This is a genomic window from Achromobacter sp. 1012554356 (assembly GCF_059760815.1).
In genome coordinates this window covers 22,057-34,528 of sequence record NZ_JCBANC010000067.1, presented here as the reverse complement: position 1 = coordinate 34,528, position 12,472 = coordinate 22,057, and the positions used below count along the sequence as shown (strand labels likewise).

General features: G+C 66.1%; 9 protein-coding genes. 5 read left to right on the top strand and 4 right to left on the bottom strand.

The window, feature by feature from the left end:
• The first annotated feature begins 30 nt into the window (after nucleotides 1-30).
• The 3 genes from AC6LJW_RS25445 (at nucleotide 31) to AC6LJW_RS25435 (ending at nucleotide 3,374) form a co-directional block, all read left to right on the top strand.
• The gene (locus tag AC6LJW_RS25445) at nucleotides 31-2,097 is read left to right on the top strand and encodes a M3 family metallopeptidase (RefSeq protein WP_427987697.1); all 2,067 of its coding nucleotides are present in this window, start codon (nucleotides 31-33) and stop codon (nucleotides 2,095-2,097) included.
• 318 nt (nucleotides 2,098-2,415) lie between these two features.
• A complete protein-coding gene (locus tag AC6LJW_RS25440) occupies nucleotides 2,416-3,030 on the top strand; it encodes an SCO family protein (RefSeq protein WP_056570126.1) in 615 nt (204 codons plus the stop codon).
• 92 nt (nucleotides 3,031-3,122) lie between these two features.
• Nucleotides 3,123-3,374: a GlsB/YeaQ/YmgE family stress response membrane protein gene (locus AC6LJW_RS25435; RefSeq protein ID WP_427987699.1), complete on the top strand. Its 252-nt coding sequence runs from the start codon at nucleotides 3,123-3,125 to the stop codon at nucleotides 3,372-3,374.
• A gap of 86 nt (nucleotides 3,375-3,460) precedes the next feature.
• Here the strand turns inward: AC6LJW_RS25435 and adeC are convergent, their stop codons facing one another.
• Genes adeC through AC6LJW_RS25420 form a run of 3 tightly spaced genes read right to left on the bottom strand, consistent with a single transcriptional unit; the run spans nucleotide 3,461 to nucleotide 9,343 of the window.
• Nucleotides 3,461-4,939, bottom strand: a complete 1,479-nt coding sequence (adeC, locus tag AC6LJW_RS25430) for an AdeC/AdeK/OprM family multidrug efflux complex outer membrane factor (RefSeq protein ID WP_056570123.1) — start codon at nucleotides 4,937-4,939, stop codon at nucleotides 3,461-3,463.
• Nucleotides 4,939-8,118, bottom strand: coding sequence for an efflux RND transporter permease subunit (locus AC6LJW_RS25425; RefSeq protein ID WP_427987700.1), 3,180 nt, complete (start codon nucleotides 8,116-8,118; stop codon nucleotides 4,939-4,941). Before AC6LJW_RS25425 ends, adeC begins: the two co-directional genes overlap by 1 nt.
• A gap of 13 nt (nucleotides 8,119-8,131) precedes the next feature.
• Entirely contained in the window at nucleotides 8,132-9,343 is a 1,212-nt protein-coding gene (locus tag AC6LJW_RS25420; RefSeq protein ID WP_498088566.1) for an efflux RND transporter periplasmic adaptor subunit, read from the bottom strand.
• Nucleotides 9,344-9,674: 331 nt separating this feature from the next.
• On the opposite strand from AC6LJW_RS25420, the gene AC6LJW_RS25415 reads away from it, so the two are divergent.
• The gene (locus AC6LJW_RS25415) at nucleotides 9,675-10,586 is read left to right on the top strand and encodes a LysR family transcriptional regulator (RefSeq protein ID WP_313700337.1); all 912 of its coding nucleotides are present in this window, start codon (nucleotides 9,675-9,677) and stop codon (nucleotides 10,584-10,586) included.
• A gap of 344 nt (nucleotides 10,587-10,930) precedes the next feature.
• Here AC6LJW_RS25415 and AC6LJW_RS25410 read toward each other — a convergent pair whose 3' ends face one another.
• The gene (locus tag AC6LJW_RS25410; protein ID WP_056570593.1) at nucleotides 10,931-11,662 is read right to left on the bottom strand and encodes a pseudouridine synthase; all 732 of its coding nucleotides are present in this window, start codon (nucleotides 11,660-11,662) and stop codon (nucleotides 10,931-10,933) included.
• Nucleotides 11,663-11,768: 106 nt separating this feature from the next.
• Here AC6LJW_RS25410 and AC6LJW_RS25405 point away from each other — a divergent pair, with 106 nt between their 5' ends.
• Nucleotides 11,769-12,389: a chorismate--pyruvate lyase family protein gene (locus tag AC6LJW_RS25405; protein WP_056570114.1), complete on the top strand. Its 621-nt coding sequence runs from the start codon at nucleotides 11,769-11,771 to the stop codon at nucleotides 12,387-12,389.
• Nucleotides 12,390-12,472 lie beyond the last annotated feature (83 nt).

Below are 12,472 nucleotides of genomic sequence, written 5' to 3'. Positions count from 1 at the left end.
CCGCCTGCCACTCAATAAGCCGGTAACACCATGACCCAGAACCCCCTGCTCGCTCCCGTGTCCGAACTGGTCGATTACGCGGCCGTCAAACCCGCGCACATCGTGCCTGCCGTCGAGGAACTGCTGGGCATCGCCCGCAAGGCGGTCGACCACGCCGCCGACCCCGCGCTTGCGCCCACCTGGGAAGCCGTGGCCGAGCCCCTGGACACTGCGTCCGAACGCCTGTGGCGCGCCTGGTCGGTGGCCGGCCACCTGAATGCCGTAGTCAACACGCCGGAACTGCGCGAGGCCTACAACGCCGCCCTGCCGCTGGTCACCGAGTTTTCGACCTGGGTTGGCCTGCACGAAGGGCTGTACAAGCAATACCAGCGGCTGGCCGCCTCGCCCGATTTCGCATCCTGGACGCCGGTGCGCCGCCGCATCGTGGAAATGGCGCTGCGTGACTTCCGCCTGAGCGGCGTCGAACTGCAGGGCGCCGACCGCGAACGCTATGCCGCGATTTCCGACCGCGAGGCGCAGGCGTCGCAGAAGTTCTCGGAAAACGTGCTGGATTCCATCGATGCGTGGTCGCTGATCGTTGAAGACGAAAGCCGCCTGGCCGGCATCCCGGCCGACGTGGTTGCCGCCGCGCGCGCCGCCGCCGACGAAGACGGCAAGGCCGGCTGGAAGCTCACGCTGAAGATGCCCTGCTACCTGCCCGTCATGCAGTACGCCAAGGATCGCTCGCTGCGCGAGGCGCTGTACCGCGGCTACGGCACGGTCGCGTCCGAACAGGGCGACGCCAAGTTCGACAACTCGCCGCTGATCGAAGAACTGCTTTCGCTGCGCGCCGAGGAATCGGGCCTGCTGGGCCTGGGCACCTTTGCCGCGCTGCGCCTGCAGACGCGCATGGCCCGCGACGCCAAGGAAGTCACCGTCTTCCTGCGCGACCTGGCCGCCCGCGCCAAGCCGTACGCGCAGCGCGATCTGGCTGAACTTACCGCCTACGCCACCGGCGAACTCGGGCTGGACAGCCTGCAGCCCTGGGACGTGGCCTACGCCTCGGAACGCCTGCGTGAATCGCGCTACGCGTACTCGGAAGACGAGGTAAAGCAGTACTTCACCGAGCCCCGCGTGCTGGCTGGCCTTTTTGACGTCATCCAGACCCTGTTCGGCGTGCGCCTGACGGAAACGCCTGTGTCGTCCTGGCACGGCGACGTGCGCGGCGTTCGGGTCGAAAGCCCCGAAGGCGCGCTGATCGGTCATCTGTACCTGGACCTGTACGCCCGCGCCGGCAAGCAGAACGGCGCGTGGGTCGACAGCGAGCGCACGCGCCGCGTCGTGGCCGGCCAAGTGCAGACGCCCATCGCGTACCTGACGTGCAATTTCTCACGCCCCAACGGCGACCGTCCTGCCGTGCTGACGCATGACGACGTCATCACCCTCTTCCACGAAACCGGCCACGCACTGCATGCGCTTCTGTCCGAAGTCGACGAGCCCGGCGCCGCCGCGTTTGCCAGCGTGGAATGGGACGCCATCGAACTGCCCTCGCAGTTCATGGAGAACTTCTGCTGGGAATGGGCCGTAGTGCAGAAGCTGTCGGCGCACGTGGACACCGGCGAGCCGCTGCCGCGCGCGCTCTACGACCGCCTGGTCGCCGCCCGCAACTACCAGAGCGGCATGCAGACCGTGCGCCAGATCGAGTTCGCGCTGTTCGACATGCTGATGCACGACCGCAGCAAGGGTGCGTCGATTTCCGAAGTGCTGGCGCTCTTGCAGGAAGTGCGCCAGGAAGTTGCCGTGCTGTTCCCGCCCGAATGGCACCGCCTGCCGCACGCCTTCTCGCATCTGTTCGCGGGCGGCTACGGCGCGGGCTATTACAGCTACAAGTGGGCCGAAGTGCTGTCGGCCGACGCGTACGAGGCGTTCGAGGAAGCGGCGGCCAAGCAGGCCGGCAACGCGCTGGGCACGCTGGATCCGGAAACCGGTGCGCGTTTCCGCCGCGAAGTGCTGGCCGTGGGCGGCTCGCGCCCGGCGGCCGAATCGTTCGCCGCGTTCCGCGGCCGGGCGCCTCGCATTGACGCGCTGCTGCGCCATAGCGGGATGACGGCTAGCTGATGACGGTGTCCGACATCCGTGGTTTTGCCGGCAATTTGGCATGGGACGGTGTCTGACACCCTTGATGCACTGCCGCACCTTGCCGTGCACTTCAGCGGGTGTCAGACACCTTGCGCCGGCTAAATTGCCGGGCGTCTCATATGGTGTCAGACACCTGACGCCTGGTGCACGCCGCGCCTGCCAAGACGGCCCGCCATCGAGCGGGCCGTTTTTTTGCCCTGGGCTTGCGCGCGCACAAGGCATGGCGGCCGTATGCCGCTTTCCTCAGATCCAGCAGGTAGAATCCGAAAGGTTTACCCCCTTCCGGCTACTGGACCCATGCGACACCTGATTACCGGCCGCTACTTTCGCGGACTGCTGTTGGCCTTGTGTGTGTTTCTTGCCGCCTGCGGCGACAGGAACGTGGACTGGACGCTCTACAACGTCAAGGGCCACCTGCCGGATCTGAAGTTCTCGCTGCCCGGCGCGGGCGGCAAGACCGTCAGCAGCGACGACCTGAAGGGCAAGACGGTACTGCTGTTTTTCGGCTACGCCAGTTGCCCGGACATCTGCCCGACGACCATGGCGCAGTTGACTGCGGTGCTGCAGAACCTGGGCGACAAGGCCAAGGACGTGCGCATCCTGTTCGTCAGCGTGGACCCGCACCGCGACACGCCGGACATCCTGCAAGCCTACGTCAACGCCTTCAACAACAGCGCCATCGGCGTGACGGGCGACGAACGGCAGATCGCGGACCTGGCGCGCCGGTACCGCGTGGCCTACCAGATCGAAAAGCCCCGCCCCGGCGACGACGCCGATATGTACGAGGTGACGCACAGCCGCGGCGTGTACATTTTCGACAAGGACGGCCAAGCGCGCCTCCTGGCCTCCGACACCGACAGCATCGAGGCGCTGACCAAAGACGTGCGCCAGCTCATCGATCTGACTTCCTGAGGGGCCGCACACCAGTTGTTACAGCGACAGCGCGCGGGGCGTGGGTATCATCAGTCCACTTCGCCCCCTTTTCCCTAGTAAGGAGTACGCGCATGAGCATCATCATCATGATCATCGTCGGGTTCATCGTGGGCCTGATCGCCCGCGCCATCATGCCCGGGGACCAGAACATGGGGATCATCATGACCACCATTCTTGGCATCATCGGCGCCGTCGTTGCCGGCTTCCTGGGCCAGTCGCTGGGGTGGTACCAGCCCGGCGAACCCGCGGGCTGGATCGGATCCGTCGTCGGCGCGATCATCGTGCTGTTCGTGGTGGGCCTGATCGCCAGGAAGCGCACCTGACGTCTGCGTCTTCGCACGCAAAAAAAACGGGCCGATCGCAAGATCGGCCCGTTTTGCATTGCACGCGCGATTCACGCGCCGGGGTTTCAGCCCGCGGGCGTGACCGGTGCGGCAGGCGCCGCGGCCGTGCGTTCCGTCCACCCGCCGCCCAGCACCTTGTACAGCGTGACCAGGTTGGTCAGGCGCGCCAGACGCGTGTCGACCAGCGCCTGCTGCGAGGTGTAGAGCGAGCGCTGCGAATCCAGCACGCTCAGGTAGTCGTCGATGCCCTGCCGGAAACGTTGCTCCGACGCGTCATACGCGCGCTGGTTGGCGTCCACCAGCAGGCGCTGGGCCTGGATCTGCTCGTCCAGCGTGCCGCGGCCGGCCAGCGCGTCCGCGACTTCCCGGAACCCCGTCTGGATCGACTTTTCGTACTGAGCCACCTGGATGTTCTTCTGCACCTTCGCCAGGTCCAGCCCCGCCAGCAGCGAGCCGCCCGCGAAGATCGGCACGGTGATCTGGGGCACGAAGCTCCACGCCCCCGAACCGCCGTCGAACAAACCGCCCAGGCTGGCGCTGGCGGTGCCGGCCGAACCCGTGAGACTGATGGTCGGGAAGAACGCCGCGCGCGCCGCGCCGATGTTGGCATTGGCGCCCTTGAGCTGATGCTCGGCCGCGCGGATGTCCGGGCGGCGGACCAGCAGGTCGGACGGCAGGCCGGCGGGCAGCGTGGTCGGCAGCATGCTGTCGTCCAGCTTGATCGCGTTGTCCAGCGCCGCGACTATCTGCGGCGACAGCGGCTGGCCGACCAGCAGCACCAGCGCATTGCGGTCCTGCGCGGCCTGGCGCGTGTATTGCGACAGGTTGCGCTGGGCCGTGCGCAGCGACACTTCAGCCTGGCTCAGGTCCAGCGCGGTGGACAGCCCCTGGTCGTAGCTCTGCTTGGTCAGGTTGTATGAATCTTCCTGGCTCTTGAGCGTATCGCGCGTCAGGCTGAGCAGCTCCTGGTCCGCGCGCAGCGTCAGGTAAGCATTCGCAACCTCGGCGATCAGCGTGAGCTGCGTCGCGGTGCGCGTCTCGTCCAGCGCCAGGTAGGATTCCAGCGCCTGGTCGCTCAGGCTGCGGATGCGGCCAAAGAGGTCCAGTTCCCAGGCGGACATGGCAGCGCCCACCTGGTAGCTGTGGCTAGTGGTGGCCTGGCCGCTGGGCGACAGGTCGGCCGGCGTGCGCTGGGCAGACCCCTGCCCCGCCACGCCGATGCTGGGCGCCAGGTCCGCGCGCTGGATGCGGTACTGCGCGCGGGCCGCCTCGACGTTCAGTGCCGCCACGCGCAGGTCGCGGTTGTTGACGAGCGACTGTTCGATCAGCTGTTGCAAGAGCGGATCGCCGAAGAAGTCGCGCCAGCCGATGTCGGCCACGGCCATGCCGCCCGGCGCGGCCGCCTGGGCCGCGTTGTAGGCGGCGCCCGTGGGATAGGCGGCGTCGATGGGCGCATCGGGGCGCTCATATGTGGGGGCCAGCGAGCAGCCCGCCAGGGCCGCCGCCAGGGATACAGACAGCAAGGTTCTCATCTGGAGTTTCATTACGGTTGGCCCTCCGCCGGCACGTCGTGCGGCCCCTTGGCGCTGGTGTCGTGCTTGTCGACGTTTTCGCTCATGCGCTTGACCTTGAACACGCGCAGCATGATCACGAAGAACGCCGGGACGAAGAAGATGGCCAGGAAGGTGCCGGTCAGCATGCCGCCGATAACGCCCGTGCCGATGGCGTTCTGGCTGCCCGAGCCCGCGCCGCTGGAAATCGCCAGCGGGGTCACGCCCAGGATGAACGCCAGGGACGTCATCAGGATGGGACGCAGGCGCTGACGGGCGGCATGGATGGCCGACTCGGTCAGGCTGGCGCCCGATTCATAGTGCTCCTTGGCGAACTCCACGATCAGGATGGCGTTTTTGGCCGCCAGCCCGATTGTCGTCAACAGACCCACCTGGAAGAACACGTCGTTGGACAGGCCGCGCATCAGCGTGGCCAGCAGCGCGCCGATGATCCCCAGCGGCACCACCAGCATGACCGCGGACGGAATGGTCCAGCTTTCATAGAGCGCCGCCAGGCACAGGAACACCACGATGAGCGAGATCGCGTACAGCGCGGGCGCCTGGGCGCCGGACAGTCGTTCTTCGAACGACAGGCCGGTCCATTCGAAACCGACGCCGACCGGCAGCTTGGCCGCCAGGCGTTCCATTTCTTCCATGGCCGCGCCCGAGCTGTAGCCTGGCGCCGCCTGGCCCTGGATGTTGTACGACGGCACACCGTTGTAGCGGTTCAGCTTCTGCGGGCCGAAGCTCCACGTCGCGCTGGAGAACGCCGAGAACGGGACCATGTCGCCATCCTTGTTGCGCACGTACCATTTGTTCAGGTCTTCCGGCAGCATGCGCGAGGACGCCTCGCCCTGCGCAAACACCTTCTTCACGCGGCCGCGGTCGATGAAGTCGTTGACGTACGACGACCCCCACGCGGTGGCGAGCGTGCTGTTGATGTCCGACACGGCCACGCCCAAGGCGCGGGCCTTTTCGCGGTCGATGTCCAGCTGGTACTGCGGCGCGTCTTCGATGCCGTTGGGACGCACGCCCGCCAGCACCGGGCTCTGGGCGGCCTCGCCCAGCAACTGATTGCGCGCGGCAAGCAGCTTCTCGTGGCCCACGCCGGCGCGGTCCATCAGCTGGAAGTCAAAGCCGGTGACGTTGCCCAGTTCCATCACGGAAGGTGGCGGCACGACGAACAACTTCGCACGGCGTTCCGTCTTGGCGAAGTGCGCGTTGGCGCGGTCCGCCACGGCGGCGGCCTTCAGGCTGGCGTCGCCGCGTTCTTCCCAGTCGCGCAGCTTGATGAACAGGATGGACGCGTTCTGGCCGCGGCCGCCAAAGTTGAAGCCGTTGACTGCGAACACCGAGGTGACGGCGTCCTTTTCTTCGGTCAGCAGGTACTTGGTGGCGTCGTCGATGACGGCCTTGGTGGCTTCGGCGGTGGCGCCGGCCGGCGTCTGAATCTGGGCGAACAGAATGCCCTGGTCTTCGGCCGGCAGGAACGCGGTCGGGATGCGGGTGAACATCCAGCCCATCGCGATGACCAGCGCCAGGTAGACGACCATCAGGCGCTTGGTGCGGTTCAGGCCGCGGGCGACAGTATTGGCGTAACCGTTGCTGCTGCGCTCGAACGTGCGGTTGAACCAGCCGAAAAAGCCCTTCTTGGCGCCGTGATGGCCCTTCGGAATGGGCTTGAGCAGCGTCGCGCACAAGGCCGGCGTGAACACGATGGCGACGATCACGGACAGCACCATCGAGGACACGATCGTGATCGAGAACTGACGGTAGATCACGCCCGTGGAACCGCCGAAAAATGCCATGGGAACGAACACGGCGGCCAGCACCATCGCGATGCCGATCAGGGCGCCGGTGATCTGGCTCATGGACTTGCGGGTGGCCTGCTTGGGCGTGAGGCCCTCTTCGGCCATCACCCGCTCGACGTTTTCGACCACCACGATGGCGTCGTCGACGAGCAGACCGATGGCCAGCACCATCCCGAACATCGTCAAGGTGTTGATGGAATAGCCGAACGCCGCCAGCACGCCGAACGTGCCCAGCAGCACCACCGGCACGGCAAGCGTGGGAATGATGGTGGCGCGGAAGTTCTGCAGGAAGAGATACATCACCAGGAACACCAGGATGATGGCCTCGACCAGCGTCTTGAACACTTCATGGATCGACAGGCTGACGAACGGCGTCGTGTCGTACGGATAGACGACGTCCATGCCCGGCGGGAAATACGGCTTGAGGTTGTTGATGGTGTCGCGCACCGCCTGCGCCGTGTCCAGCGCGTTGGCGCCCGGCGCCAGCTTGATCGCCAGGCCCGAGGCCGGATTGCCGTTGTAGAAGCTGTCGATGGCGTAGGTCTGGCCACCCAGTTCGATGCGCGAGACATCGCGCAGGCGCACCTGCGAACCGTCGGAATTGACCTTCAGCAGGATCTGACCGAAGTCCTCGGCCGTCTGCAGACGCGACGGTCCGATGATGGTGGCGTTGAGCTGCTGGCCGCGCACGGACGGCAGGCCGCCCAATTGCCCGGACGATACCTGGACGTTCTGTTCCTTGATGGCGGTGGTGACGTCGACCGTGGTCAGCCCGTAGTTGACGAGCTTGGCGGGGTCCAGCCAGATCCGCATCGCGTACTGCGAGCCGAAGAGCTGAAAGTCGCCCACGCCCTGCGTGCGGCTGATGGGATCCTGGACGTACGAAGCGACGTAGTCGGCCAGGTCGTCCTTGGTCATCGTGCCGTCGGTGGACACGAAGCCCGCCACGATCAGGAAGTTCTTCGTGGCCTTGGTGACGCGGATGCCCTGCTGCTGCACTTCCTGCGGCAAGAGCGGCTGCGCCAGCGCCAGCTTGTTCTGGACCTGCACCTGTGCGGTGTCGGGGTTGGTGCCCTGCTTGAAGGTCAGCGTGATGGACATGCTGCCGTCGGAGTTGCTTTCCGACGAGATGTACTGCAGGCCGTCAAGACCGTTCATCTGCTGCTCGATCACCTGCACCACGGTGTCCTGCACGGTCTGCGCGGACGCGCCCGGGTAGGTCACCGCGATGCCGATGGCGGGCGGCGCGATGTTGGGGTACTGGGCGACCGGAAGCTGCAGGATGGACAGCGCGCCGGCCAACATCAGCACGATCGCGATCACCCAGGCAAAAACCGGCCTGTCGATAAAAAACTTTGCCATGCGTGGCTCCTGATTACTGCTTTGCCGGCGCGGCGGGGGCAGTGGCCCCCGGCGCATTGGCCGCTTGCGGCTGGGCCTTGGCGCCGGCTTCGGTGGCGACCACCTCAACGCCGGGGCGGACCATCTGCAGGCCTTCCACGATCACGCGGTCGCCGGCGGCCAGACCGTCGGTGACGAGCCACTTGTCGCCGATGGCGCGGTCGGTCTTCAGATCGCGCAATTCGACCTGGTTCTTGGCGTTGACGACAAGCGCGGTCGGCTGGCCGCGCTGATTGCGCGTCACGCCGCGCTGCGGCACCAGCAGGCCGTCGGCGGCAACGCCGTCAGCCAGGCGCGCACGCACGAACATGCCGGGCAACAGGCGCCGATCCGGATTGGGGAACACCGCGCGCAGCGTGATCGAGCCCGTTCCCGGGTCGACGGTCACTTCGGAGAACTGGAGCTTGCCCGACTCTTTGTATTGCGAGCCATCTTCCAGCGTCAGCGTGACCAGCGCGGCCTGCTCGCCATCCAGCTTCTTGAGCTGACCGGTGGCCAGCGCGTCCTGCAGGCGCAGAAGCTGCACGCTGGACTGCGTGACGTCGACGTAGATCGGGTCGATCTGCTGCACTGCGGCCAGCGCGCTGGTCTGGTTGGCGGTCACAAGCGCGCCTTCGGTCACGGCCGAGCGGCCGATGATGCCGTCGATCGGCGACAACACCTTGGTGTAGACGAGATTGATGCGGGCCGTGTCCAGCGCCGCCTTGGCAGACAGCACGTCGGCAGCGGCCTGATCGCGCGAGGCAACGGCGTTGTCGTAGGTCTGCTGGCTGACCGCGCGGGTCGCGACCAGCGGCTTGTAGCGCTCGGCCAGCAGCGCGGCGGTCTTCTGCTGCGCCTGAGCGCGGGCCAGCGCGGCCTTCTGGCTGTCGACGTTGGCTTGGTAGAGAGCGGGGTCGATCTGATAGAGCTGTTCGCCCGCCTTGACCTCGCCGCCCTCGGTGAAGAGGCGCTTCTGGACGATGCCGTTGACCTGCGGGCGGACTTCGGCCACGCGGAAGGCAGACGTGCGGCCGGGCAGTTCGGTGGTAAGGGAAACGGGCTGCGTCGCCAATGTGACGACCGTCACTTGCGGCTTGCCGCCCTGAGGCGCCTCTTGCTTCTTGCCGCAAGCGGCCAGTGTGAGGGCCGATGCCGTCAGCGCGACAACGGCCGCGCCGCGCCACATAGCGCTTTTCTTATTCATAGATTGCATTCCCGATTTCAATAAAAGTAGCCCCACGCTGCGCATGCGCCGCGTGCCTGATGGCCGTGTATGGCCGGATTGCCTGGGGCGATTCTGCGAAGAACATCAGCCCGTCGGACCGTCTTGGCGCGGTCCGCGGCGTTCGACCTGGGTGGATTCGCGTAGAACACGCAAGGCTGGACGTTTATCGCATTGCTGCATTGCAGAACTCGCATTCTGAGTTATCCCGCTTTAGAAACAAAGGGGCATGAAGAGAAAACATCATTCCATTTATGGGACAATTGCGCGATCGCCACTGTGACAGAATCGCGTCATGAAACGCCTACAGGGAATGGAACTCTTCGTCGAGGTCGCCAAAACGCACAGTTTTAGCCGCGCTGCGGCAACGCTGGGCGTCCCGAAGTCGACCTTGTCTCGCCAGGTGGCCGAATTGGAGCGGTCCGTGGGGCTGCGGCTGCTCAGCCGCACCACGCGCAAGGTCGAACTGACCGATGCCGGACGGCTGTATTTCGAACGCTGCCAGCGCATCGTGGCCGAGGCGCAGATCGCCCATGAAGAATTGCAGAAGCTGGTCGACACGCCGGCCGGACCGCTGCGCGTGAACATGCCCGCGGATTTCGGCACGGACTTCCTGGCTGAGTCATTCATGGAGTTTTCCCGGCGCTATCCCGATGTGACGTTTTTCCTGGACCTCGCGAACCCGGACCACGCATCGCGCGTGTTCCAGACCTGCGACGTGTCGATCGAAATCGGCGACCTGCCAGATTCGACCCAGATTGCAAGACTGCTGGGCATGCTGCCCGCCTACCTGTATGCCTCGCGCGACTACCTGGAAAAGCACGGCGAACCGAAGCATCCCAGCGACTTGACCCGGCACGAGTGCATCGAGTTCCGCGCGGAAGGCGCCGGCCGCGTGACGCGCTGGCCGCTGACGAATGGCGAGCAGCACATCGAGTTCACGCCGGGCAACCGCTTTTCCGTCAACGGCGTCGCCATGGCCCGGCGCCTGGCCATGCTGGGCGCAGGCATCGCGGTGCTGGTGGGTGGTCAGATGTCGGAACAGCAGTCCGGCCAGTTGCAGCGTGTGCTGCCGGACTGGCAGTTGGGCCCGTTTCCGGTGCATGCGGTCACGGAGACGCGGCTGCTGCCTGCAAAGACCCGGATCTTCATCGAGTTCCTGATGGAGCGCCTGGGCAGCCACTGGCAAGCGAAGGATACGCCCGGTTTCATGAAATCCCGCTGAGATCGAAACAGACTGAAAAATTCTTCGGCGGTCGACAAGTGTTGTCGGGTGGGATGACCAATGCGCGGGGGTGTCTCGCGGGCGGTGTCAGACACCCTTTGGATGGCGTCTCAGGATGAAGGGCATCTCACCAGGGTGTCAGACACCTGCGTTGGAGGCCGCCTCACTGCGGCGTCAGGTGCCCGCTGCGGCGGTAGGTGTCTGACACCCTCGGGGCACGATCTCCGAGGGCAGACTGTCTCACCAGGGTGTCAGACACCGGCATGGAACAGAAACTGTCTCACCAGGGTGTCAGACACCGGCATGGAACAGAAACTGTCTCATCGGGGGTGTCAGACACCGGCTCAGAAAGACTCGTCGTCGCGCAGGTAGCGCCATTGGCCCAGGGGCAGATCGCCCAGCGCCACGCGGCCGATGCGTACGCGTTTGAGGCCGATCACTTTCAGACCCACCAGTTCGCACATGCGGCGAATCTGGCGTTTTTTGCCTTCGCGCAGCACGAAGCGGAGTTGATCGTGGTTCTGCCAGCGCACCTGGGCGTGCTTGAGCGGCTTGCCGTCCAGCGAGAGCCCGTGGTTCAGCAGGGCCAGGCCGTTGTCGGACAGATTGCCCTGGACGCGGACCAGGTATTCCTTGTCGATCGTGGAGTCCTCGCCGATCAATTGCTTGGCGACGCGGCCGTCTTGCGTGAGGACGAGGAGTCCTTGCGAATCGATGTCCAGGCGGCCAGCGACGGCCAGGCCGTCCAGGTGTGCGCGTTCAAAGCGCTGCGGGGCGCGGTCGCCGGCGAAGCGGGAGCGGGAGTCGATCAGGGCGACGGCGGGCGTGTAGCCTTTTTCGGCCTGGCCGGACACGTAGCCCACGGGCTTGTTGATGAGGATCGTGACGCGGGAGGTCTGGCGCGCGTGCGCGGCGCGTTCCAGTGTGATTTCCTGGTCGGGATAGGCCCGCGCGCCCAGTTCGGACACGACGACGCCGTCGACGCGGACCCAGCCGCGCTCGATATAGCTGTCCGCCTCGCGGCGTGAGCAGAGTCCGCGCTCGGACATGAGCTTGGAGATACGTACTTTTTCCATGGGCGGTATTGTATGCGGACGGCCGGTGAGGATCTGCCGGTACCCCGTGCCCTGCGGCATTGCGACGCAGGCGGCCTTGCGGCGGGGCTTGGCATAATACGCAGCCATGACGAAACCCGCAGCCCATTGCCCCCCTCTCGCCGCCGGCTGGCTGGCGCAAGCCCCGGCCATTCTGTCCCCCGCCCAACGCCACTGGCTGTTCCGGCCGGGCGCGCTTACCGCCGGCCTGCGCCAGGTCGGGCAGGTGCGTCTGCGGGTATTGGCCGAGTACGCCGACGGCGCGCCGGCTGACGAGGCACTTGCGATGCGCATTGCGCCGGGCTCACCGGTATGGATACGCGAGGTGCTGATGTCCGTGAATGGCGTGGACAGCGTCCCGGCGCGCAGCCTGACGCCGTTGACCGCTTCGCACGGCGCCTGGCAAGGGATGCGGCGCCTGTTGACCCGGCCGTTGGCCGACATGCTGTATCACGACAGCACGGTGATCCGGTCGCCTTTTGCATGCCGCCGCCTGGCCTCGCCCGTGCCGTTCCATGCCACCGCCTCGAACGTGCTGCCGTCCGAGGCCCGCGCGTTGCAGGCCGGCCGGATCTGGGCGCGCCGCTCGGTATTCTGGCGCCAGGGCCAGCCGCTGCTGGTGGCCGAGTGCTTCCTGCCCGACTTCTGGGATTTGATCGCCGGCCAGCCCGTGCCGCCGCTCGTGCCGCACCAGCGCACGCCGCGCTGAAACGAGCCTGCTGAATGCGGGCCGCAGCGCAGACGTTCAGCCCACGCCGCGCGCACGCCTCCGTCACACCCGCGCACACCTTC